General features: G+C 75.6%; 18 protein-coding genes and 1 pseudogene. 8 read left to right on the forward strand and 11 right to left on the reverse strand.

Translation table 11 applies throughout. The features are described from left to right. Positions 1-329: 329 nt before the first annotated feature. Positions 330-1,298, forward strand: coding sequence for an esterase/lipase family protein (locus tag ACFYUY_RS35855; protein WP_387907164.1), 969 nt, complete (start codon positions 330-332; stop codon positions 1,296-1,298). Positions 1,299-1,502: 204 nt separating this feature from the next. Here the strand turns inward: ACFYUY_RS35855 and ACFYUY_RS35860 are convergent, their stop codons facing one another. After that, positions 1,503-2,147: a HutD family protein gene (locus ACFYUY_RS35860; protein WP_387907167.1), complete on the reverse strand. Its 645-nt coding sequence runs from the start codon at positions 2,145-2,147 to the stop codon at positions 1,503-1,505. Between the two features lie 185 nt (positions 2,148-2,332). Continuing rightward, on the reverse strand, positions 2,333-3,676 hold the full coding sequence (locus ACFYUY_RS35865) for an MFS transporter (protein WP_387907170.1): 1,344 nt from the start codon (positions 3,674-3,676) through the stop codon (positions 2,333-2,335). A 116-nt stretch (positions 3,677-3,792) separates the two neighbouring features. Between ACFYUY_RS35865 and ACFYUY_RS35870 the strand changes: the two genes are divergently transcribed. The 3 genes from ACFYUY_RS35870 to ACFYUY_RS35880 all read left to right on the forward strand — a co-directional run bounded on the left by ACFYUY_RS35870 (position 3,793) and on the right by ACFYUY_RS35880 (position 7,138). After that, positions 3,793-4,971 carry an ROK family protein gene (locus ACFYUY_RS35870; protein ID WP_387907245.1) on the forward strand — a complete coding sequence of 393 codons (1,179 nt, stop codon included), beginning with the start codon at positions 3,793-3,795 and terminating at the stop codon, positions 4,969-4,971. Between the two features lie 248 nt (positions 4,972-5,219). Further along, a complete protein-coding gene (locus tag ACFYUY_RS35875) occupies positions 5,220-6,377 on the forward strand; it encodes a PLP-dependent cysteine synthase family protein (protein WP_387907172.1) in 1,158 nt (385 codons plus the stop codon). Between the two features lie 188 nt (positions 6,378-6,565). Continuing rightward, positions 6,566-7,138: a TetR/AcrR family transcriptional regulator gene (locus ACFYUY_RS35880; RefSeq protein WP_360222274.1), complete on the forward strand. Its 573-nt coding sequence runs from the start codon at positions 6,566-6,568 to the stop codon at positions 7,136-7,138. Positions 7,139-7,212: 74 nt separating this feature from the next. Here ACFYUY_RS35880 and ACFYUY_RS35885 read toward each other — a convergent pair whose 3' ends face one another. From ACFYUY_RS35885 to ACFYUY_RS35905, 5 genes are all read right to left on the reverse strand, one after another. Further along, on the reverse strand, positions 7,213-9,627 hold the full coding sequence (locus ACFYUY_RS35885; RefSeq protein ID WP_387907176.1) for a right-handed parallel beta-helix repeat-containing protein: 2,415 nt from the start codon (positions 9,625-9,627) through the stop codon (positions 7,213-7,215). A gap of 259 nt (positions 9,628-9,886) precedes the next feature. Continuing rightward, positions 9,887-10,765 (reverse strand): MOSC domain-containing protein, encoded by an 879-nt coding sequence (locus ACFYUY_RS35890; RefSeq protein WP_387907179.1) that lies wholly within the window; start codon positions 10,763-10,765, stop codon positions 9,887-9,889. A 307-nt stretch (positions 10,766-11,072) separates the two neighbouring features. Beyond that, positions 11,073-11,876, reverse strand: a complete 804-nt coding sequence (locus tag ACFYUY_RS35895) for a DUF6643 family protein (protein WP_387907182.1) — start codon at positions 11,874-11,876, stop codon at positions 11,073-11,075. Between the two features lie 471 nt (positions 11,877-12,347). Then, entirely contained in the window at positions 12,348-12,797 is a 450-nt protein-coding gene (gene mscL, locus ACFYUY_RS35900; RefSeq protein ID WP_360222286.1) for a large conductance mechanosensitive channel protein MscL, read from the reverse strand. Positions 12,798-13,026: 229 nt separating this feature from the next. Then, positions 13,027-14,172, reverse strand: a complete 1,146-nt coding sequence (locus ACFYUY_RS35905; protein WP_360222289.1) for a glycosyltransferase family 4 protein — start codon at positions 14,170-14,172, stop codon at positions 13,027-13,029. A gap of 377 nt (positions 14,173-14,549) precedes the next feature. Between ACFYUY_RS35905 and ACFYUY_RS35910 the strand changes: the two genes are divergently transcribed. The 3 genes and pseudogenes from ACFYUY_RS35910 to ACFYUY_RS35920 form a co-directional block, all read left to right on the forward strand. Further along, on the forward strand, positions 14,550-15,764 hold the full coding sequence (locus ACFYUY_RS35910; RefSeq protein ID WP_360222292.1) for a glycosyltransferase family 4 protein: 1,215 nt from the start codon (positions 14,550-14,552) through the stop codon (positions 15,762-15,764). Positions 15,765-16,132: 368 nt separating this feature from the next. Next, positions 16,133-16,663, forward strand: a complete 531-nt coding sequence (locus ACFYUY_RS35915; protein ID WP_387907248.1) for a thiol:disulfide interchange protein DsbA/DsbL — start codon at positions 16,133-16,135, stop codon at positions 16,661-16,663. After that, positions 16,557-16,880: pseudogene (locus ACFYUY_RS35920) on the forward strand (alpha/beta fold hydrolase); the annotation flags it as partial. The gene ACFYUY_RS35915 and the pseudogene ACFYUY_RS35920, both read left to right, overlap by 107 nt. A 53-nt stretch (positions 16,881-16,933) precedes the next feature. On the opposite strand, the gene ACFYUY_RS35925 reads toward ACFYUY_RS35920, so the two are convergent. Both ACFYUY_RS35925 and ACFYUY_RS35930 read right to left on the reverse strand, forming a co-directional pair. Beyond that, a complete protein-coding gene (locus tag ACFYUY_RS35925; protein WP_387907186.1) occupies positions 16,934-17,680 on the reverse strand; it encodes an SAM-dependent methyltransferase in 747 nt (248 codons plus the stop codon). 78 nt (positions 17,681-17,758) lie between these two features. Beyond that, entirely contained in the window at positions 17,759-18,907 is a 1,149-nt protein-coding gene (locus tag ACFYUY_RS35930; protein WP_387907189.1) for a glycosyltransferase, read from the reverse strand. Positions 18,908-18,964: 57 nt separating this feature from the next. Here ACFYUY_RS35930 and ACFYUY_RS35935 point away from each other — a divergent pair, with 57 nt between their 5' ends. Then, positions 18,965-19,738, forward strand: a complete 774-nt coding sequence (locus ACFYUY_RS35935) for a glutamate racemase (protein WP_387907192.1) — start codon at positions 18,965-18,967, stop codon at positions 19,736-19,738. A 739-nt stretch (positions 19,739-20,477) separates the two neighbouring features. Here ACFYUY_RS35935 and ACFYUY_RS35940 read toward each other — a convergent pair. Together ACFYUY_RS35940 and ACFYUY_RS35945 are read right to left on the reverse strand one after the other, a co-directional pair. Beyond that, entirely contained in the window at positions 20,478-20,618 is a 141-nt protein-coding gene (locus ACFYUY_RS35940; protein WP_387907195.1) for a hypothetical protein, read from the reverse strand. A 745-nt stretch (positions 20,619-21,363) separates the two neighbouring features. Continuing rightward, entirely contained in the window at positions 21,364-22,446 is a 1,083-nt protein-coding gene (locus ACFYUY_RS35945) for a polysaccharide deacetylase family protein (RefSeq protein ID WP_387907198.1), read from the reverse strand. Positions 22,447-22,500 lie beyond the last annotated feature (54 nt).

The following is a 22,500-nucleotide window of genomic DNA, read 5'->3' on the forward strand; positions in this document are numbered from 1 at the left end:
CCTGGGGCGGGCGAGGCTGCCGCCGACGTTGCGGCTGCGGGTTCGGCCGCGGCTGCGGTTTCGGTCACGGTCTCGCCCGGGTGCGCGGTGCCGGCTGCGGAAACGGAAACGGAAACGGAAGCGGACGGGCCGGCGGGCGCGCGTCCGGATGTGCGGGCGGCGGCGCGGTCAGGTGCGCGGTGGGGCGCGCAATCGGGTGCATTGTGACTGGTCACAGAGAACACCGTCCAGATCTGGGGAACGCCCAAGGGCCGGGCCGGAGGGGCGACCGCATGATGGAGCCACTCGGGTTACCTGTTGGTAACAAACTTCCGCCGTGGAGGCAACAGTTGAGAACCCCACTTCTCCGCTTCTCCGCAACTCCCCTGCGCCGTAGGCTCGGCGGGGCCTTCGGCACGAGCCTGCTGGCGGGCGCGCTGCTGGTCGGCGCGTCGACGGCTCCGGCGATCGCGGCTCCGGCCGCCGTGGCGTCCCCCGGCGCCGCCGCGTCGGCCGCCGAACTGCCGCCGGACGGCGACTCGGTGGCCTCCCCGCCCGGTGCCAACGACTGGAACTGCCGGCCGAGCGCGGCCCACCCCGACCCGGTGGTCCTCGTGCACGGCACCTTCGCCAACCGCTACGAGAACTGGCTCGCGCTCTCCCCGCTGCTCAAGGGCCTCGGGTACTGCGTGTTCGCCCTCGACTACGGGACCGTCCCCGGTGTCACCTCCTCCGGCAGCGGTCTGCTGCTGCCGATCGGCGGCCTCGGCCCGGTGCCCGACTCGGCGGCCCAACTCGGCCGGTTCGTCGACCTGGTGCTGAAGGCGACGGGAGCGGGCAAGGTCGACATCGTCGGCCACTCGCAGGGCGGCATGCTGCCGAACTACTACCTGAAGTTCCTCGGCGGCGCCGCCAAGGTCGGGCGGATGGTCGGCCTGGCGCCGTCCAACCACGGCACCACGCTCGACGGGATCACCAAGCTCGCCCCGTACTTCCCGGGCGTCGCGGACCTGATCTACACCGTCTGCCAGTCCTGCCGCGACCAGGCGGTCGGCTCCGACTTCAACCGCGTGATGGCCTCCCGCCCGGACACCGTGCCCGGCGTGCGCTACACGGTCGTCTCGACCGTCTACGACGAGGTCGTCACCCCGTGGCGCACCCAGTTCCTGAACGGCCCGGCCGTGGACAACGAGGTGCTGCAGGACCACTGCCCGGTCACGCTGGCCGAGCACGTGGCGATCGCGTTCTCGCCGACGGCGCTGCACCTGGTGACCAACGCCCTCGACCCGGCGCACGCCACTCCGGTGTTCTGCGGCTGAGCGCCGCCGCCCGTCGGCGGGGCCCCGGCCGGGGAGTCCGCTCCCCGGCCGGGGCCCCGCCGGTGCGCCGTGGCCGGACGGGGCACGGGCCTGCCGATCAGCCGATCAGCCGCTGCCCGGCAGGTCGGCGGATCGGCAGGTCGGCAGGTCGGTAGGTCGGCGGATCGGCGGATCGGTAGGTCGGCGGGCGGACAGGTCAGCCGGTCAGCGGGACGGCCGGAAGGAGACCACCGCCGTGACACCGCCGTGCGGGACCCGCACCTCGTAGTCGCCGGGCCCGGCGAGCAGCGCGCCGTCGAAACGGTCCAGCGCCACGTCGGCGGCACCCGTCGTCCCGTCCGCCGGCTCCGCGGCGTCGGCGGGGGCCGCGACCGCCGCCACGTCCGCGACCGCTGCGGAGCCGGCGAGGCAGACCACGAGCACGCTGTCGCCCGCCGGGACGTCCACCGCGCCCGGCGCGGTGAACAGGTCGACGCCGGCGCCGACCCGGCCGCGTCGGGTCATCACGTTGAAGTCGACCACCGGGCCGCCCAGGAGCCGGCAGTCCGTCTCGGCCTCACCCGGGAAGGCGAACGGGCGGAACGGCGCGTCGACGGCGTGCTCGGTGCCGTCGACGGTCAGCACCATGCCGGGGCCCTCGACCAGGGTGATCACTCGGTCGACGCCGGGGAACGGCGAGAAGGGCCCCGCCGAGGCGACGTCGGCGAGGCTGACCCGCCAGTCGAAGCCGTCCAACCCGGCTCCGGCCGGGTGTCCGGCGACCTCCCTGGTCACCCCGCCCCCGTTGAGCCACGCCGTGGCCGGGCGCTCGGCCGCCCGCAGTACCTGGATCCGTTCGCTGGTCGTCATGGCCCGCATCCTGCCAGTACCCGGCCGGGCCCGTCCCACCGGCGATCCCCGGGCCGGGAGGTCGCCGCGTCCGGCGGTGACCTGCGGGCCCGGCGGTGACCTCGTGGCCCGCGACCGACCCCGAGACCCGCCGGCCGTCCCGCCGGGGGATCGTCGGGGATCACCGACGATCCCCCGGGGGGTGTTCAGTGCCGGCGGACGGTCAGCGGCAGGAACGCCGCCGCGCCGGCCGCCACCGCGACGGTGGTCAGCGCCAGCGGCAGTCCGATCGCGTCGGCCAGGAAGCCGATCACCACCGGGCCGATCAGCATCCCGCCGTAGCCGAGGGTCGAGGCGAACGCGACGCCCTGCGGCCCGCCCGCGGCGCCCGCCCGGGCGATGGCGAGCGGAAAGAGGTTGGCCAGGCCGAGGCCGACCAGGACGAAGCCGCAGACGGCCAGCGGCACCACCGGGGCCAGCGCGGCGACCAGCATGCCGGCCGCCGCGGCCAGTCCGCCGAGCAGCATCAGCCGGGTCTGGCCGAGCCGGATGGACAGCCAGGTGCCGGCGACCCGCCCGCTGGTCATCGCGAACGCGTACGCGGCGTACCCGGCGGCGGCCGTACCGGGGCCGGCGTGGACGTCGTCGGTGAGGTGGAGCGTGGTCCAGTCGGCGACGGCGCCCTCGCCGTAGGCGGTGCACAGGGCGGTGAGGCCGAGCAGGAGGACGAGGAGGCGGACCTGCGGCGCGGCCGCTGTCGCCCGGGCGGTGGTCCCGGCCGCCCCGGTGCCCGGGGTGCCGTCCGCGGCTGCCCCGGCGACACCGGCGTCTCCTGCGGCACCGGTGCCCACGGTGTCGCCCCCGGCCTCCGCCGGGGCGGACCCACCGGCCCGCACGGGCGCGACCATCGGCGCGGCCGGGCTGCGCAGCAGGACCACGCCCGCGGCGGCGGTGACGGTGAGACCGAGCAGGCCGCCCAGGGCCAGTGCCCAGGAGGCGCTCAACGGCCCGGCGAGCAGTCCGCCGACGCCCGCGCCGATCAGGCCGCCGAGGCTGTAGCCGGCGTGGAAGCTGGGCATGACGGGCCGTCGCAGCTGGGCCACCAGGTCGACGGCTGCGCTGTTCATGGCGACGTTGGCGCCGCCGTACCCGGCGCCGAAGAGCAGCAGGACGCCGCCGAGCGCGGTGACGGAGTGGGTGTGGGCGGGCAGCGGCACGGCGAGGCTGAGCAGGGCGAGCGAGGCCACGGTCACCGGGCGCGAGCCGTACCGGAGGCAGAGCCGACCGACCACCGGCATGGTGAGGACGGCGCCGACGGACAGGCAGAGCAGGGCCATGCCGAGGGCGCTGTGCGAGGCGTTCACCTGGCTGCGGACGTCCGGGATGCGCACGACCCAGGCGGCGAACAGGAATCCGTCGACGGCGAAGAAGGCGGTCAGCGCGAGGCGTGCTGGGCCCCAGGGGCTGTCCGTTCCGGGGGGAGTGCTGCGAGACTGGGAGGAGGCCTGGTCGGGTCGGGAGTGTGAACGGATTTTGTTTCGAAGCGGCACAAAGTCACAATAGGGGCGTGCAGCTCTCACCTTCAAGCCCGCGACCAGGCGCCGGGGTCGACCCCGACGCGCAGCGCGACGCCCACCGCCGCGCGGCCCCCGACCGCGGCCGGACGCTGCTCGGCCCCGCGCTCGCGCTCATCCACACCGGCCAGACGCCCACCCGCTCGGCGCTGACCCGTGCGCTGGACGTCACCCGGGCCACCGCCGGCGCCGTCACGGCCGAACTCGAGGCGCTCGGCCTGATCACCGTCGACTCGCGCCCCGCCGGCGGCGGCCGCGGCCGCCCCTCGCACCGGCTGGCGATCGACCCGCAGGGGCCGGTCGTGGTCGCCGGGCAGATCCACGCCGACGGGCTGAGCGTCACCCTGGCCGGCCTCGGCGGCCTGCTGGACCCGCCCGTCCACCTGCCGCTGCCCGCCGCCACCGACCCGGTCCGGATGCTGCGCGCCGTCGCCGAGGCCGGTGCCGAGCTGGCCCGCGCGACGAGCCGGCGCTGCCTCGGCGCCGCGCTCGCGCTGCCCAACCCCGTCACCGAGCCGGACGGCACCGCGCTGGCCGCCCTGCACTTCGCCTGGCCCAGCGGCACCCCGGTCGCGGACCTCTACGACGTCGAGGTCGGGCGCGCCGACCACGGCCCGAACGCGCTGCGGCCGCTGCCCACCGTGATCGCCAACGACGCCAACCTCGCCGCGCTCGCCGAGTACCGCCACGGTGCCGGGCGCGGCGCCCGCCACCTGCTGCTGGTCACCTCCGGCCACCGTGGCGTCGGCGGCGCGCTGGTGATCGACGGCCACCTGCACACCGGGAGCGCCGGGCTGGCGCTCGAGGTCGGCCACCTGACCGTCGACCCGCAGGGCCGCCCCTGCCAGTGCGGCAACCGCGGGTGCCTCAACTCCGAGACCGACCCGGACGCGCTGTTCGCCGCCGCCGGCCTCAGCCCCGAACCGGGCCGCCCGCTGCTCGACCAGGCGCGCGAGCTGTGCCGGGCCGCGGCCACCGACGAGCGGGCGCGGGCGGCGGTGGAGCACGTCATCGACCGGCTCGGCCTCGGGCTGGCCGGCGTCGCCAACATCCTCAACCCCGACCGGGTCGTGCTCAGCGGGCTCCACCTCGACCTGCTGGAGGCCGCGCCCGAGCGGCTGCGCGCCGTGGTCGCCGAACGGTGCCTGTGGGGGCGCAGCGGGCGGGTGCCGATCGTCGGCGCGGAGCTGGCGCACGGTGCGCTCGCCGGCGCCGCCGAACTGGGCTGGGGGCCGTACCTGGCGGATCCGCAGTCGGTGCCGGCGGGTTGACACCGGTGCCGACGGGCTGACACCGGTGCCGACGGGCTGACACCGGTGCCGGCGGGCTGACGCCGGTGCCGGCGGGCTGACGCCGGTGCCGGCGGGCTGCGGGGGCGGACCGGGAGGGCAGCCCGGGCTCCTCGACGGGGAGCGCGGGCGGGATAAGCGGAAGCTGGGTCTTCGGAAATTGTCACTTATCGTGACTCTCATACACTCGTAGTGAGCACCGGGGGGCGCAACGAGTGGAGAGAGAGACCATGAGCAGCCAGTCCGGCGGCGCCGGCGGCGTCCGCAGTCAGGGCGGCGCGAGCGCGATCGAGCCGACGATCGACATCGACCGCACCGACCCGCAGTACCGCGCCTGGCTCAAGGAGGCGGTGCGCAAGGTCCAGGCCGACGCCAACCGCTCCGCCGACACCCACCTGCTGCGCTTCCCGCTGCCCACCGAGTGGGGGATCGACCTCTACCTCAAGGACGAGTCCACCCACCCGACCGGCTCCCTCAAGCACCGCCTCGCCCGCTCGCTCTTCCTCTACGGGCTCTGCAACGGCTGGATCCGCCCCGGGAAGCCGGTGATCGAGGCCTCGAGCGGATCCACCGCCGTCTCCGAGGCGTACTTCGCCCAGCTCGTCGGGGTGCCGTTCATCGCCGTCATGGCCAAGAGCACCAGTCAGGCCAAGATCGACCTGATCGAGTTCCACGGGGGCGAGTGCCACCTGGTCGAGCGGCCGGACGAGGTCTACGCGGCGTCCGCGCGGCTCGCCGAGGAGACCGGCGGGCACTACATGGACCAGTTCACCTACGCCGAGCGGGCCACCGACTGGCGCGGCAACAACAACATCGCCGAGTCGGTCTTCGCCCAGCTGCGCCTGGAGCCGCACCCGGAGCCGGCCTGGATCGTCGCCACCGCCGGGACGGGCGGCACCTCGGCGACCATCGCCCGGTACGTGCACTACATGCAGTACGACACCCGGATCTGCGTCGCGGACCCGGAGAACTCCTGCTTCTTCGAGGGCTGGGTCCACCACGACCCGGAGGCCGTCTGCGACCGCGGGTCGCGGATCGAGGGCATCGGGCGGCCGCGGATGGAGCCGAGCTTCGTCCCGGGGGCCGTGGACCGGATGATGAAGGTGCCGGACGCCGCCTCGATCGCCGCCGTGCGGCTGCTGGAGCAGTTGCTCGGGAAGAAGGCGGGGGCGTCCACCGGGACGGGCCTGTGGAGCGCGTTGAAGATCGTCGCCGAGATGCGGACCTCGGGGCGGCGCGGCAGCGTGGTGGGCCTGATCTGCGACCCGGGCGACCGCTACCTGGACAAGTACTACTCGGACGACTGGCTGGCGGGTGAGCGGATCGACATCGCGCCGTACCGGGCCGCACTGGAGTCCTTCCTCGCCGGCGGGGCCTGGACGGGCTGATGCCGCAGGCTCGGTGACGGATCGTCAGGTGCCGTGCCGTGCCGGGCAGCCGGGTTGGGGCGGTCGGTGAGCGGTGGCCCGGCCCGGCGGGGCGGCGTGCGCCAGCCAGCCGTGCCGGCGCCGCCCGGGCGGGGGTCGACACCGCAACCTTTCGGCGCTCTGTTGCCTAGCGATGCTAGGATCGGTCCATGTCGATTCACCAGCGCCGCGAGCGCGAACGCGCCGAGCGGCACCAACTGATCATCAGCAGCGCGCGGGAGCTGGCCGAGGCCGAGGGCTGGGAGGCGGTGACGACCCGCCGGCTGGCGGAGCGGATCGAGTACAGCCAGCCGGTGCTGTACAGCCACTTCGCGGGCAAGACGGAGATCGTCGCGGCCGTCGCGCTGGAGGGGTTCGCGGAACTCGCCGCAGCGTTGCGGGCCGTGGTGCGCGAGGCCGACGGGCCGGCGGCGGCCTTCGCGGCGGCGGCGCACGAGTACCTCGCCTTCGGCCTCGCCAACCCGGCGCTCTACGACGCGATGTTCACCCTCGCCACCGACCTGCCGTTCGGGCGGCCCGACTCGCCGGAGCCGTTGAAGGAGGCCTTCGCCGCGCTCGCGGGCACCTTCGCCGAGGTGGCGGGGGAGCGGGACCCGGAGGTGTTCACCGAGGTGGGCTGGGCGTCACTGCACGGGCTCGTGACGCTGGTGCGCGGCGGACGGCTGCGGCCCGGGTTGGAGCGGGCGCGGGTGGACCTCCTGGTCGAGCGGCTGCTCGGCTGAGGCCTCCTTCCGGCCCCGGCCCCGACCCCGGCCGCCGGACCCCCCGTCACCCTGCCCCCGTCACCCGGCCGCGCTCAGGGCAGCCGGGTGCCCGGCAGGTCCGCCGGGACGAGGAGCTGGAGCTCCTCCGTCGACGGGTCGGTCAGGTGGGCCACCCGGACGGCGTGCCGCTCGACCATGGTCTCGAAGACCTGCCGGGCGGTGCGCCCGTTGCCGAAGTTGGGCCCGCGCTCCAGCCGGGCGAAGTGGTCCAGCAGCGCGCCCTCGGCCTCCTCGGCGAGCTCGTACTCGTGCTCGGCGCACTGGGCCCGGGCGATGTCCAGCAGCTCGTCCGCCGTGTAGTCGGGAAACGTGACGGTGCGTGAGAAACGCGACGAGACACCGGGGTTGGCGGAGAGGAAGCGCTCCATCTCGGCGGTGTAACCGGCCACGATGACGACCACCTCGTCCCGGTGGTCCTCCATCAGCTTGACCAGGGTGTCGATGGCCTCCCGCCCGAAGTCCCGCGCGCCGTCCTCGGGGGCGAGCGCGTACGCCTCGTCGATGAAGAGCACCCCGCCCCGCGCGCGGTCGAAGGCGGCGGCGGTGCGGATCGCGGTGGAGCCGATGTGCTCGCCGACCAGGTCGACCCGGGCGACCTCGACCAGGTGCCCGCGCTGGAGGACCCCGAGCGCGGCCAGGATCTCGCCGTACAGCCGGGCGACGGTGGTCTTGCCGGTGCCGGGGGCGCCGGTGAAGACGAGGTGCCGGCGCAGCGAGGGCGCCTTGAGCCCGGCCAGCCGGCGGCGCTTGCCGACCGAGATGAGGTCGATCAGCGTGCGCACCTCCTGCTTGACGGTGGCCAGCCCTACCAGCGAGTCGAGTTCGGCGAGCGCCTCGTCGGCGGGCCGGCAGTCGGGGATCGGGGAGATCGCCGCGGGCGCCGCGGGTGCCGCGGCGGCGACGGCGGACGGGATCGCGGGCGCGGGGAGCCGGGCGGTGCGGGGCGCCGGTACCTCGGCCGCGCCGAGGCCCGGCCCGACGTCGTCGGAGGTGCAGCCCTCCGCGACCGGCCCGGGTTCGGAGAACTCGAAGCCGGCCCGTTCGTTCTGCTCGGCCCGGCAGCGGGTGAGCCGGGTGCGGCAGCCGTCGATGATGTGGAAGCCGAAGCCCTTGCCGTGCGAGACCCGGCAGTCCTCGAAGGTGCCCCGTCCCTGCGCCGAGACGTAGACCCCGGCGTCGGTGCTGGCCCGGACGGTGCAGTCGCGCAGCACCGGGTCGGCGCCCTTGGTGACGATCACGCCGGTGGCGACGTCGGAGATCTCGCAGTCGGTGAGCAGCCCGCCGCTGCCGTGGTCACGGAACCACAGGCCGGTGCCGGCCTCCTGGACCCGGCAGCCGGTGAGGGTCACGGCCGCGCCGCCGCTGACCGAGACCGCGGAGCTGCGGATGCGGCTGAAGGAGCAGTCCTCGGCGGTGGCGGCGGAGTCGCGGTCGAGGACGAAGAGGGCGTCCGGGAGGTCGTGCAGCGAGCAGTCGGTGAGGGTGAGCCGGGCGCCGTCGCTGACCCACAGGGCCGGGTACTCGCCGTTGGAGCCGTGGATCTGGCAGGACTCGGCGACGGCCTCGGTGCCCTGGTCCCACACCGAGAGCGCTCCGCGTCCGAAGTCGCGGACGGTGGTGTGGGCGAGGGTGAGGCGCGAACGGCCGCGCAGGTCGGCGCCGTTCTCCGGCAGGTCGTGCACCCGGCAGCCGGTGAGGACGAGTTCGGCCTCCCCGTCCAGGGTCAGGCCGTTCCCGGTGACCCGGTGGATCTCGCAGTCGACGAGCCGGCCGCCGGCCTGCGCGTCGGCCTGGACCCCGCTGCCGCGGATCTCGTAGATCTCGCAGCCCGTCAGTTCGGCGGCGCTGCCCGGGTCGGAGAGCAGGACGCCGGCGCCGGAGGCGTGGTGGACCTTGCAGCGTTCGAGGGCCGCGGTGGCACCGCCGAGGACGGCGAGTCCGGCTTGGCCGGCGGCGGCGACCTCGCAGTCCTCGAAGGCGGCGGCGGTGCCGGCGCCGCGCAGCCGCAGGCCGAGGCCGGCGGGGTTGGTGACGACGCAGCCGCGCAGCGTGGGCCGGGCGCCGTCGGCGACCTCGAGGCCGGTGGCCGATCGGGTCTCGATCCGGCAGCCGGAGAACGCGGGCGTGGCCTGCGGCCCGGTGACCAGGACGGCGGGGGTGGAGCCGTCACCGCCCTCGACGACGAGGTCGCGGACGGTGGCGGCGGCGGTGACGGTCAGCGCCACTCCGGAGGGCGGGTCGATCCGCACGGTGCCCGGGCCCTGGGCCGGGACGATCGTCACCGCCTTGTCGAGCAGCAGGTTCTCCCGGAACGTGCCCGGCCGGACGGTCACGGTGTCGCCGGGTTCGGCGGCCGCCAGGGCCTCGGTGAGCGTGTCGTACTCGCCCGCGCGGCGACGCCAGCGGGATGCGCTGTCCTGGGTGACCCGGACCCTGTGCTCTGCCATGACGGTCTGTCGTCCCCACCTTCGTCGAGCCGGCGTGCCACGGGCCGGGCACGGGGTGCGCGGGCCGTCCGCCCACCGTAGCGCGCCCGTCCGGGTGGTCCGGCCGCCCGTGGAGGCGGGGGCACCGGGGGTGCGCGCCGTTGCCACACGTTCCGACCACATGTTTCAACGAGCGCGCACAGCCGGGGTTCCGGAGCCGGCGCCGGAGCCGATCACGGCGGCGGCCGGAGCCCGGGGCGCGGTGGGAGCCGTCAGCCGGTCACCCCCGCGCGTCGGCCGGCCAGTGCGCCCCGTCCTCCAGCACCTCGACGTCGTCGCCGACGCGCAGCGTGCCGAGCACGTCGCCGGTCACGCCGGCCGGCCGCTCGGGGATCAGGTTCTGCCCGAACGCGGCGGACCTCAGCAGCCGGTGGTGCCGGGCCAGGGTGCGCAACGGTTCGGGCCCGCGCCGCTCCCCGCTCTCCTGGTCGGTGGTGGTGATGACGCAGCGGCCGCACGGCTTGACCACCCGGAAGGTGAGGTCGCCGATCCGGATCCGGCGCCAGCCGTCCTCCGCCCAGGGTTCGGCGCCGCCGATCACGACGTTGGGGCGGAAGCGTTCCATCGGCAGGTTCTCGTGGCCGTCGGGGTGCTCGGCGGCGATCAGCGCGTTGAGGCGGTCCAGCGAGGCGGTGGTGGTGAGCAGCAGCGGGAAGCCGTCGGCCATCGAGACGGTGGTGCCGGGCTCGGAGTAGTCGGGGTCGACGGGCCGGGAGCGGGGGTCGTCCAGGTGCACCAGGCGGTAGTCGCCGAGGTGTTCGGCGATCCACCGGTGCGCGTCCTTGGCGGCCTCGGCGGCGTGGAAGCGGGTGCCCCACACCTCGACCTCGGCGAGCGGGTCGCCGGCCGCGACGGCGGGGGCGGGGACCTCGGTCCGGGAGCCGTCGGGGGCGGTGAGGGCGAGCGCGCCGTCGGGGAGCAGGTCGGCCCGCATCTGGCCGAGTGCGGTGTTCTCGCGCTGGCTGACGAACCGTCCGGTGGCGTCGGCGAGCATCCAACGGCGGTCTCCGGCCAGGCCCCAGGGTTCGACCTGGGCGGTGGCCGGGCTCAGGCGGTACATGGACTTGACGGGGTAGACGTGGAGTCCGGTGAGCTGCATCCCCCCATCCTGCCAGCCGGTCGCGCGGATCCTCCGGGCGCCCTGGGTGCCGGGAGCGCGGCCGTCCGGCGTGGCTGCCCAGCTGCTCCGGGCGGGGCCCGGGCCCGTCGTGCCGTGACGGTGCCGGCGAGGGGCGGTCGGACGGTTCCGGGCCCGTACGCGCACGGACCGCCCGGGACGCCGTGGGGGCGTTCCGGGCGGTCCGTGGATGACCCGTTCTCCGTGGGCCCGGCGCGGGATCGCGCCGGGTGGTGCTCAGATGGTGCGGGTGGGGGCCGGGTGGGGACGGCCCCGGGGTGTCAGCGGCTCAGTAGCCCTGGCCCTGCTGGTAGCCGCCGGGCTGGAACTGGCCCTGGCCGGTGTCGCCGTAGGGGCCCGGCCGCTGCGGCTGCATCGGGCGGACGGGTGCGACCGGCGCCATGGCCGGGCGCAGCTGGCCGCCGCCGAAGCCCTGGTCGCCGCCCTGACCCGGGAAGCCGGGGCCGGCCGGGTTCGGGCCGGTGAAGGACTGCTGCCCGCCGAAGCTCTGCGGACCGCCCTGCGGCTGGCCGCCGGGGTGGCCGGGCCCGAACGCGCCCGGGCCGCCGATCGGCTGCGCGCCGAAGGACTGCTGGCCGCCCTGGCCACCGATGAAGGTGTTCTGGCCGCCGAAGCTCTGGCCGCCGGTCGGCTGGTAGCCGCCGCTGGCGGTCTGGGCGAAGGACGGCGCGGCGGGCTGCGGTCGCTGGTACGGCTGGGGGGCGCCGTAACCGGGGACGGGCGGCTGCGGCGCGGAGGCGTACGCCGGCGCGGGCTGCGCGGGGATGTACGCCGTGGCGGGGCCGGCGGAGGGGCCGCTGCTCGGGCCGGGGCCCAGGGCGAGGCGGGCGGGCGGCAGCGCGGGGAGGTTGCTGCCGGCACTCTCGTACCCGTTGCCGTACCGGTTCTCGTAGGAGGGGGCGAGGCCCGCTCCGTAACCGGACGACAGCGCCGGCGGCAGGGCTGCCGGCACGTTGATGGGCGCGATCTGGGGGACGCCGCGCTCAGCCACGAGGCTGTCGTAGATCGGCGTGCCGGAGGAGAAGGACGGAGAGGGGTAGCCGACTCCGTCGTAGGAGCGGGGCGAGGTCATGGGGCATACGGTAAGCCCACAATGCGCCTGCTGAGGAGAGTGGGAGGGGGAGCAGTTCGAGTGTTTACACAGTCTTCGCTCGCACAAAGGTTTCGAAAGTAGGAAGAACGGACATACCGGCGTTCAGTTCCGGACAACCTTCGCGCGCCGTCGGTGATCGAACGGCGACCGCACGGAGGAGCCGGGAAGCCTTGCGGTGACTGGGCGGTGGCCGCTTCCTGGCCCGCCGGAGAAACTTTTGGCGACAGGGCGTGCGCGGGCGCATTCGAGCCCCCGCCGACGGTCGGCGGAGGCTCGTGAATGTTTCGGGGATAAGGTCCCTGTCAAACGCTACTGAACCGGTGCCCAGCCGTTATAAAAGCCGTGGTCAGCCCCGCCCCGCCCGGTCCGCCACCGGTGGGCGGCCCGGCGGCCCGGTGGCCCTGCGGCCCCGCGGTCGGGAGCCAGGGGCCGGCGCGACCGGAGTCGCACTCAGCTCGACTGCAGCGCCTGCGTCTGCGCCGGGAGACCCGGCCGGCCGGACACCTCCGAGGTGCAGAAGGAGCAGCGGCTGGCCGCGGCCGGGATCGAGCTCAGGCACTCCGGGCAGTCCACCTTCGCGGCCGGCGCCGGCTTGGCCGATTCGAACCGCGCCTGCAGCTTGCCGACCGGCACCACCACGGCGAAGTAGATCACCGCGGCGACCAGCACGAACCCGATCAGCGCGTTGACGAAGACCCCGTACGGGAACCGGGTGCCGGCCACCTCGAAGGTCTTCTGGGTGAAGTCGCCGACGGCCCCGGTCGCGACCCCGATGAGCGGGGTGAGGAAGGCGGTGACGAAGCCGGTGACCACGGCGGTGAAGGCCGCGCCGATCACGATGCCGACCGCGAGGTCCACCACGTTTCCGCGCAGCAGGAAGCTGCGGAATCCCTTGAACACCGGGTGACTCCAAATCCGAAGGGGGCAGGGGGAGATGGGGCGGCGCGCCGGGCCCCGGCCGGACATCCTGCCGACCTGGCCGGGTCGAGGTCCAACCGCGTTCACCCGAACCGCGTAACCGGCCCGGCGCCGCGCGGGGCGTCCCCGGGCCTCGCGGGGTCGCTCCGCGTACGGGCCGATCGCGTGCCTGCTCCGCGTACGGCTCGGTTGCGTGCGCCCGTGCCCCGGCTCAGACCGGCCGCACCCGCAGGGCCCGCTCGTAGAACTCGACCATCTGCGCCGACACCTGAGGCAGCGTGAAGGACGTCAGGAACCGCGCCCGCGCCGCCTTCGCCCGCTGCCGCGCCGCAGCCCGGTCGTCCAGGGTGTCCGTGAGCGCGGCCGCCAGAACGGCGGGTTGCTCCGGCGGCACCAGCCGCGCGTAGTCCTCCGAGCCGACCGTCTCGCGCAGTGCCGGGACGTCCGTGCAGACCAGCGGCACCCCGATGCCCATCGCCTCGATCGCCGTGCCGCCCTGGCCCGCCCAGCGGGACGGCACGGCGACGGCGTCGGCGGCGGCCATCAGGTCGGCGACGTCCTCGCGCGGCCCGAGCAGACGGACGTTCCCGGCCGCCTCGGCGAGCGTCCGCAGCCGTCCGCTCTCCGGGCCGGCCGCCCCCGCCAGCAGCAGCACGGCCTCCGGTTGCTCGCGCCGGACCGCCGGCCAGGCCGCCAGCAGGACGTCCAGGCCCTTGCGGTACTGCTGGCACCCGGCGGCGAGCACCACCGGTGCGTCCGGGGCGAGTTCCAGCGCGGCGCGGACGGCGGCCCGCCGCTCGGGGGTGGCGGTGCCCAACAGGTTCGGGTCGAGGCCGCGCGGCACCACGTCGATGCGCCGCCGGGGCACCCGCAGCCGCCGCGCCATGGTGGTGGCGACGTGCCGGGTGAGCGCGTGGAAGCGGCGGGGGCCCCGGGCGGTGGCCGTGTCGAGGGCCCGTCCGGCGCGGGTCCGCCAGGGGCCGCCGTCGTGCGTGCTGAGCTGCGCGGGCCCGTACGCCGGGTCGAGCAGGCTGGAGACCACGGGGGTGCGGGTGGCCAGCGCGGTGGCCCGGCCGAGCACGTCCGTGGTGTGGCGGGTGGTGTGGAGGAGGTCGGGCCGGCGTTCGCGGACCAGGCGGCGCAGCGCCGCGGCCGTCCCGGCGCGGCTGAGCCGGCCGACGGCGAACACGGTGGCGCCCGCCGCCGTCAGCTCCGGCTGCCAGCCGCCGGGGGAGTCGTGCAGATGGGCGACGTCCAGGGTGACGCCGGCGCGCACCAGGTGGGGCGCCATCTCGACCAGGGCGCGCTCGGCCCCGCCGGTCCGGTTGACGCTGTCGAGCAACACGAGTACCTGCACCGGCCACCCCCGCCCGCTGCGGGCGCGCCCGTTCTCCCGTGCCGGACGCCCCCTGACTGGCGATCAGCATCGCAGGTGACCGACCGGCCCGCCAGCGATTTGGCCCGCCCGGGTGGCGAACTCCCATCGTGCGGGCGAAGGTTGGGGGGTGGCCGGGTTACGCCGCGGGGTCGGACGGGGTGGTGCCGGGGTGTGCCGGGGGCCGGACGCGACCGTCGGCTCGGGGGTGGTGCGTGTCACGGGGCGCACAGCGGTCGCAACCGGCGCACGGCCGCGGCCGACCCGCGCACGACAGGTGTATTCGCGCGGGCGCACGGGCCACCACCAGGTTGCGCGAAGGGGCTGTACCGCGCGGGGCGCTGTGCCAAGGTCGGTCCATGCCCGACCATACGTCGGCCGATCCGGCCGGAGCCCGTCCCCGTGTCCTGCACCTGATCAGTGATCCACGCCGCGGCGGCGCCCAGAACCTCGCCCGTGACCTCCACCGGGAACTGCGCCGCCGGGGCCAGGCCTCCGCCCTGTGCGCCCTCGCCCCGCAGCCCGCCGCGCCGCCCGCGCGGTTCGCGGCGCCCGCGCTGCCCGGGCCCCGCGCCGAGGACGGCGGCGAGGACGAGCCGGACATCCTCCCCGGCGCCTGCGCCGGGCTCCCGGGCGCGGCCAACGCCGCGGTCCTCGGCGCCGGGCGCCTGCGGCCCGGCACCCTGCGCTCGCTGCGCGCCGCCGCCCGCGCCGCCGACGTGGTCCTCGCCCACGGCTCGGACACCCTGGCCGCCTGCGCCCTCGCCCTGGCCGGCACCCGGACGCCCTACGTCTACGTCTCCGTCGGCCACCCCCGCTACTGGACCGCGACGCGGCTGCGCCGGGTGCGCGGGGGTGCGCTGATGCACCGGGCGGCCGCCGTCACCACCCTCACCGACGAGGCCCGGATCGTTCTGGAGGAGCAGTTCCAGCTGCCCGAGGGCAAGGTCCGGGTGATCGCCAACTCCCGTGCCGCGGAGAGCTATCCGCCGGCCGGCGGCCGGGACGACAGACGTGCGGCCCGGCACGAGCTCGGCCTGCCCGCGGACGTCCTGCTGGTCGCCTGGATCGGGGCGATCGCCCCCGAGAAGCGGCTCGACCTCGCCCTCGACGTCCTGGACCGCCTGCCGGACGTGCGGATGGCCGTGGCCGGGGACGGCCCGCTGCGCGAGGCGCTGGCCCGCCACCCGGCGGCCGCCCGCGCACACTTCCTCGGCGCCCTGCCCGACCCGGCCCCGCTCTACCGGGCCGCCGACGCGCTGCTGCTCACCAGCGACAGCGAGGGGGTGCCGGGCGCGCTGATCGAGGCGGCGCTGGCCGGCGTGCCGGCGGTGGCCACCGACGTCGGCTGGGTGCGCGAGGTGGTCCGGGACGGCGCCACCGGCGCGCTGGTGGCGCCCGGTGACCCGCTGGCCCTCGCCGAGGCGCTGGCCAAGGTGCTGGCCTGCAACCGGGCTGGCCTTGGCGCGGCCGCCCGGGCGCACGCACTGGAGAACTTCGAGCTGGGCGCGGTGGTGGACGACTGGCAGCGGCTGGTGGCCGAGGTGTGGGCGGGATCGGGGCCGGGCTCCTGACGGTGCCGGCGGGGCGGGCCCCGGCGGTCGGTGGCGGACGGCGGCGGACGGCCCTCCGCGGGCGGCGGCGGCCGGGGCGGTTCCCCTCGGCCGGGCCCGGTTCCCGTCGACCGGGCCCGGTTCCCGTCGACCGGGCGGTGGGGGCTGCGCCGTTCGGGCGAATCCGGGCCGCCGGCCCGGGGCCGACTCGACGGTAACGAACCGTCACCGGCACACTGCCCGGTGTGAACTCGAAGTCGCTGCTGCGGTCCGCCGTCCTGCTCGCCGTCGCCGCGGGGATCGCCGCATTCCCCGTCCAGGCCGGCGCGGCGTCCCACCAACCCCCCTCCGAGGGGGCCCAGTTCGTGAGGCTCGACCATCCGCAGCCGGTGCGCGAGAGCGCCCGCGCCGAGGCGGTCGAGTTCTTCTGGTACGACTGCGGCCACTCCCAGCAGCTCGAACAGTCCCTTCAGGCCTGGGCCGAGAAGCACCGCGCGGACGTCGACCTGCGCCGGGTGCCGGCGATCTGGCCGGGCAGTCCGGAGGAGGCCGTGCAGCGCGGCCACGCCCGGCTCTACTACACGCTGGAGCGCCTGGGCCTGGTCGAGCGCCTGCAGGTCGCCGCCTTCCGTTCGGTGCACACCGACAAGGCCGACCTCACCTCCGAGGTCACCGCCACCGACTGGGCGGTGCGCCACGGCGCCGACGCCGAGGTCTTCCGCACGGCGTACCGCTCGCCGGAGGTCAGGCGCGCGGTGGACGACGCCGCGGCCCAGTTCATCCGCTACGGGATCAACGAGCTGCCGACGGTGGTCGTCCAGGGCGAGTACCGGACCTCGCCGAGCAAGGCCGGTGGCGTCGACGCGATGCCCGAGGTGCTGGACTACCTGGTGCAGCAGGAGCAGCTCCAGCACAACTGACCGTGGACGAGGCGGTGGTGACGCGGGATCGGTGGATTCGCTGGTGCTCTGGGGCCGCAACGACCCCTTCTTCACCGAGGCCGGCGCCCGCGCCTACCTGCGCGACCTGCCCGCGGCCGAACTCCACGTCCTCGACACCGGGCACTTCGCCCTCGAGGAGAAGCTGCCCGAAATCGCGCCGCTGATCGACGACTTCCTGGCCCGCACGCAGAAGTAGGCGCGTCCGGGCGGGCGTTCGGCCCGTATGGGCCGTTCCGGCCGGACGGCCGTTCAGCCCCGGCGCAGCAGGTAGGTGACGAAGCCCAGCGTCCCCCGGTAGCCGTGCAGCCACTCCCGGCGGTGCCGGTCCACGGCCTCCCGGGCGGCCGGCGCGTCCGGGTGCTCCGGGTGGTCCAGCACCCACTCGGCCAGCGAACCCGTCCAGGCGAACTCGTAGTCGTCCCACTCCTGCGGGCTGCTCACGTACCCGGACACCGGCGTCCAGCCGTCCGCCAGCACCCGGTCCGTGGTGGCCGCCAGGTCCGCGTAGTCGTCCCGCTCGGCACCCAGCCCGTCCAGCACCGCCCGGGACGGCTCGCGCTCCCAGAACGCCTCGCCGACCATGACCAGGCCGCCCGGGGCCAGGTGATCACGGGCCGCCGCCAGGGTCGGCGACAACCCGCCGAAGGCGTGCGTGGAGCCGACGCACAGCACCAGGTCGAAGGGCTCGACGGCGGTGAACTCCCGGGCGTCCAGGTGGTGCAGGCCGAGCCGGCGCACCACGCCGAGCGCGGTCGCCGTCTCGCGGGCCCGGGTCAGTGCGGCCGGGTCGAGGTCCACCCCCACCGCCCGCCAGCCCGGGCGCGCCGCCAGCGCGCGGACCAGCCACGCGCCCTCGCCGCAGCCGAGGTCCAGCGCGCGGCCGGCCTCCGTCCGCGCGGTCGCCCGGTCCAGCAGCCGGGCCACCGACTCGTCGGCGATCGGCGCGGCGATCGGGTGGTGGGCGTGGGCGAGGCGCGAGATCGTCTGACGGTCCATCCGAGCAGTATGGAGCGGACCGGCCCGCGGCGCCCGGCTTTGCGCCGGGTCCGGCCGACGGGGAACCGCCGGCGGGGCTCAGGCCTGCGAGTACGTCCGGCCCTTCCACGCCGCGCCCCGGCCCCGCCAGTGCTGCACCGCCGAGTCCACCGTCATCAGCAGGTAGAGCGCGGCCGTGAACGGCAGCAGGAGCACGGCCGCCGCCGGCTGCCGGTAGTAGCGGACCATCGGCAGGTACGTCCCCGCCATCAGCGCCCAGGCCGCCCCGCCCGCCACCGCCACCGCCGGCACCCCCGCCGCCAGCCCGGCCACCGTCGCCAGCGGTGGAACCAGGTACACCAGCCCCAGCCCCAGCACCGTCCCGGCCAGCAGCAACGGCGAGTGCCGCAACTGGGCGTAAGCACTGCGCGACACCATCCGCCACAGCTGCTCCAGCCGCGGGTACGGGCGGACGCTGTCCACCTCGTCGGCCAGCCCCAGCCAGGTCCGCCCGCCGGAGGACTTCACCGCGCGGGCCAGCGAAACGTCGTCGATCACCGCCCCGCGGATCGCGGCCACCCCGCCCGCCCGCTCCAGCGCCTCCCGCCGTACCAGCGAACAGCCGCCCGCCGCGGCGGCCGTCCGGCCACCCGGGCGGTTGCTCCGGCGGAACGGGTACAGCTGGGCGAAGAAGTAGACGAAGGCCGGCACGATCAGCCGCTCCCAGCCGGTCTCCACCCGCAGGCGCGCCATCTGCGACACCAGGTCCAGCCCGTTGGACTCCGCCGCCGCCACCAGCTCCGCCAGCGACTCCGGGCCGTGCGCGATGTCGGCGTCCGTCAGCAACAGGTACTCCACGTCCGGACCGGCCAGCTCCACCCCGTGCCGCAGCGCCCACAGCTTGCCCGTCCAGTCCGGGGGCAGCGGGGGCGGCGTCGTCACGGTCAGGTCCAGTCCGTCCAGCGTCCGCAGCTCCGCCGCCAGCGCGCCGGTGCCGTCCGAACTGTGGTCGTCCACCAGGATCACCCGCGCTCGCCCGGGGTACTTCTGCGCCAACAGCGTCGGCAGGCTCACCGGCAGCACCTGCGCCTCGTCCCGGGCCGGCACCACGACCACCGCCTCCGGCCATCGCACCGGCGGACGACGCGGCGGCAGCCGCACGTCGGTGCGCCAGAACAACCCGTGGCAGCACGCCAGCCAGAGCCAGACCAGCAGGGAGGACGCGGCGATCCACAGCAGGACGGTCACCCCGGCAGTCTGCCGCAGAACCGGCCCGGACGGGTGGATCGACTAGAGTCTTGCCCCGTGAAGATCGCACTGATGGACTCCGGAATCGGCCTGCTGGCCGCCGCCGCCGCCCTTCGGAAGCTGCGCCCGGACGCGGATCTGGTGCTCTCCTCCGACCCGGCGTCGATGCCCTGGGGGCCGCACACCCCCGAGGAGATCACGGACCTCGCCCGCGGCTGCGCCCTGGCGGCGGCCGCGCTGGAGCCGGACGTGCTGATCATCGCCTGCAACACCGCCTCCGTGCACGCGCTCGCCACCCTGCGGGCCGAGCTCGAACCCGCACTGCCCGTCATCGGGACGGTCCCCGCGATCAAGCCGGCCGCCGCGCTCGGCGGCCCGGTCGCCATCTGGGCCACCCCGTCCACCACCGGCAGCGCCTACCAGCGCGGCCTGATCCGGGACTTCGGCGGCACGGCCGAGGTCACCGAGGTCGCCTGCCCCGGGCTCGCCGACGCCGTCGAGCACGGCGACGACGAGGCCATCACCGCCGCCATCGCCCACGCCGCGGCCCGGACGCCCGAGGGCACCGCCGCGCTGGTCCTCGGCTGCACCCACTACGAACTCGTCGCCGACCGCATCCGCGCAGCCGTCGCCCCGACCGCCTCCCCGGCGCTCGTCCTGCACGGCTCCGCCGAGGCCGTCGCCGCCCAGGCCCTGCGGCGGGTCGCCGACCCCACCCGCACCGGCTCCGGCACCCTCACCGTGCTCCACGCCGGCGCCCCGGCCACCCTCCCGGCCGCCGCCGCCCTCTACCCCCAGGGCCGCGCCCTCCCCAACCCCCTCCCCGCCTGACCCGCCCCGCGCGGCCCCGGCCTCACACGGGACAAATCTTGGCCCCCGCTCTCCGGCACTTCGCCTGAGCCCCGGCGGCCCGCGGGACGTGTCCCACCTCAGAAGGCCGGCCGCAGCGCGAGGCTCCGTCTCCGGAGGTCGTCCGGGCCGACTTCCCGTGCGGGACGTGACGCCTCGGGCGAAAGGCGCCCTCTGCGCTCCCCACGCCCGTAGCCGACGCAGGCTGCCCCCACCGCAGCCTCCCGTCACGGGAAGTCGGCGGGCCCGACGTCCTGCGCCGCGAGCCGATCCCGCCACACGACTCCCCGGGGCCCTGCGGGCCGAGGGGTTGGCTTCAGCGCGGGTGTTCGCCTCCGGAAGTCGACGGAGCCGACTTCCCGTGCGCAGCGCGATGCCTCGGGCGCCGGGCGCCCTTCGCGTGCCCACGCCCGTAGCCGACGCAGGCTGCCCCCACCGCAGGCTCTCGTCACGGGAAGTCGGCGGGCCCGACTTCCTGGGCGAGACGCGCTGCCGGGGGCACATGGCGGCCTTCAGCGCCTTGAGCCCGCGGCCGTTCGTGGGCGGAGGGACTGGCTGTAGCACCGGTGTCCCGCATGGGAAGTCGATGGGGTCGACTTCCCAGGGCGGTGAGTCGGCGTGGCATCGTGTCCTCCGTCGGGAGGTCGATCAGACCGACTTCCCACGTGGGATGCGCTGCCTCAGGCGCATGGCCGCATGCGGCGCCTCTCGCTCGCGCCTGTCAGTCGCCCGAGGAGGCCGGCTGCAGTGCAGGTGCCCGTCGCCGGAAGTCGGCGGGGCCGACTTCCGGGGCGGTGAGTCCGAGCTGCCTCATCCGCTGGCAGGGCAGTTCGACCGGGTGGATGCCGCTGCCTCGATCCATGCTGGCCTTCGGCGCCTCGCCTCAGGCGCTGTCCGCGGCCGGAGGAGATTGGCCACGGGGCCGGTGTCCCACGCGGGAAGTCGGCGGGGTCGACTTCCCGCGTGGGACCTGACGCCTCGAGTGAAAGGCGGCCTCTGTGAGCCCCGCGCCCGTGGCCCGAGAGGGTCGGCCGAAGCGCAGGTGTTCGTCACGAGAAGTCGGCAGGGCCGACTTCTGGAGCGGTGAGTCCGAGTGGCTTCGATCCCTCTGCGTGGGAGGTCGGTCGGGCGGACTTCCCGGGCGAGGTGCGCTGCCTCGGGCGCATGGCGGCCTGCGGTGCCTTGCGCCCATGCCCCTCCGCGGTTGTCCGCGACGCAGGTCGTCTCCGCAGGAAGTCGGCGGGGCTGACTTCCTGTGCGGGATGTAACGCCTCGGGTGCGGGGTGGCGCCTCGGCGCCTGGCACCTTGGCTGGAGGTGGTTGGCCGCAGCGTGGGGGTTCGGCACGGGAAGTCGGCGGGGCCGACTTCTGGGGGTGGCGGCTTTGCGTGGCCCCGTGCCCGTGTGGGGTGCCTTGGGTCGGGCGCCTGGCGTCGCCGGTTGCAGCGCAGTGCCTGCGGGATGCGCTGCCTCAGGCGCATGGCGGCATTTCGGTGCTTCGTGCAGGTGGTGGTCACGGGAACTCGGTGGGCGTGGCGCTGACCGCTCCACGGGGGAGTCGGGTGGGCCGACCTCCCCCGTGGAGGGGCACATGTTGGCCCCTTGGGGTCAGGCCACGGCCTGACGGCGCCAGCGGCGGTAGGCGGGTTCGAGGCCGGAGAGGATGGTGTCGAACCGGCGGGTGCTGGTGGTGGAGTCGACCTGGAGGCGGCTGATCTGGAGCGGGTGGGAGGGGATGCGGGGGCCGAGGCGGTGGTCGGAGAGGAAGCCGAGGCGGTAGCCGAGCTCCTGCAGGACGGCTTCCGCACGCGGGTCGTGGCCCCCGTCCGGGTAGGCGAAGGCGATGGGCGGCTCGCCCAGCCACCGGGTGAGGGCCTCGTGGGCGCCGGTGATCTCGGCGCGGACGGTGGCGTCGTCGCAGCGGCCGAGACAGGGGTGCCCCTGGGTGTGGTTGCCGATGGCGACCCCGCCGTCGCGCAGGGCGAGCAGGTCGGCGGGGGTGAGCTGTTCCTGGCTGGGCGGTCTGCGGTGGGCGCTGACCCGCAGTTCGTGCAGGCTGCGCCGCCGGTCGGGGTCGGGCATGGCCTTGAGCCGGGGGAGCAGCTGGGAGGGGTGTCCGCAGTCGAGGGAGCGGGCGCGGCCGCCGTGCCGGGCGAGGAAGTCGGCCTCGTGCCACCAGAACGGGCGCTCGGTGCCGATGAGCTCGGAGATGACGAAGGCGGTGGCGGGGATGGAGCGGGCGTCGAGGGCGGGCAGGGCGTGGGTGAGGACGCTGCGGTCGGCGTCGTCGAAGGTGACCAGGACGCTGCGGGGCGGTAGCGGCCGCCGTTCGGTGACGGCCTGGAGCACGGCGTTGAGGGAGACCGGGGTGGCGAGTCTTCGGAGCCGGTCCAGCTGGGCGCCGAACGACCGGTGGTCGGTGACGCCGTGGTAGGCGAGCACGGCGAGGCGCTGTGCGGCGCGGGCGCGGAAGAGCGGCTGGACGGGGGCGAAGCGCAGCCACTCGCCCCGTGCGTCCGGCCGGCAGCCGTCGACCGGCGGCCGGCGGAGCCCGGCGGTGGTGGCCGTGACAGTGGTGGCCGTGGCAGCGGTGGTCGTGGTGGTGGCCGCCGCGGGCGGCAGCGCGCGCACGCGTGGGGCGGGCCTGGTGGGGGCCATGGAGATCGACGTGGTGGACTGGGACTGCGGCACGGTTCCCCCTCGGTCGCCGAGCGGCGTGGCGGTACCGCCGGAGGGCGGAGCCCG

The organism is Kitasatospora sp. NPDC004745 (genome assembly GCF_042873275.1).
GTDB lineage: Bacteria > Actinomycetota > Actinomycetes > Streptomycetales > Streptomycetaceae > Kitasatospora.

What these genes read in the sequence shown, in the direction of transcription:
- ACFYUY_RS35940 (WP_387907195.1), bottom strand. Translation starts at nt 20,618, where the DNA reads ATGGATCGAGGCAGCGGCATCCACCCGGTCGAACTGCCCTGCCAGCGG.
- ACFYUY_RS35875 (WP_387907172.1), top strand. Translation starts at nt 5,220, where the DNA reads ATGAGCAGCCAGTCCGGCGGCGCCGGCGGCGTCCGCAGTCAGGGCGGC.
- ACFYUY_RS35910 (WP_360222292.1), top strand. Translation starts at nt 14,550, where the DNA reads ATGCCCGACCATACGTCGGCCGATCCGGCCGGAGCCCGTCCCCGTGTC.
- ACFYUY_RS35885 (WP_387907176.1), bottom strand. Translation starts at nt 9,627, where the DNA reads ATGGCAGAGCACAGGGTCCGGGTCACCCAGGACAGCGCATCCCGCTGG.
- ACFYUY_RS35860 (WP_387907167.1), bottom strand. Translation starts at nt 2,147, where the DNA reads ATGACGACCAGCGAACGGATCCAGGTACTGCGGGCGGCCGAGCGCCCG.
- ACFYUY_RS35890 (WP_387907179.1), bottom strand. Translation starts at nt 10,765, where the DNA reads ATGCAGCTCACCGGACTCCACGTCTACCCCGTCAAGTCCATGTACCGC.
- ACFYUY_RS35925 (WP_387907186.1), bottom strand. Translation starts at nt 17,680, where the DNA reads ATGGACCGTCAGACGATCTCGCGCCTCGCCCACGCCCACCACCCGATC.
- ACFYUY_RS35880 (WP_360222274.1), top strand. Translation starts at nt 6,566, where the DNA reads ATGTCGATTCACCAGCGCCGCGAGCGCGAACGCGCCGAGCGGCACCAA.
- ACFYUY_RS35895 (WP_387907182.1), bottom strand. Translation starts at nt 11,876, where the DNA reads ATGACCTCGCCCCGCTCCTACGACGGAGTCGGCTACCCCTCTCCGTCC.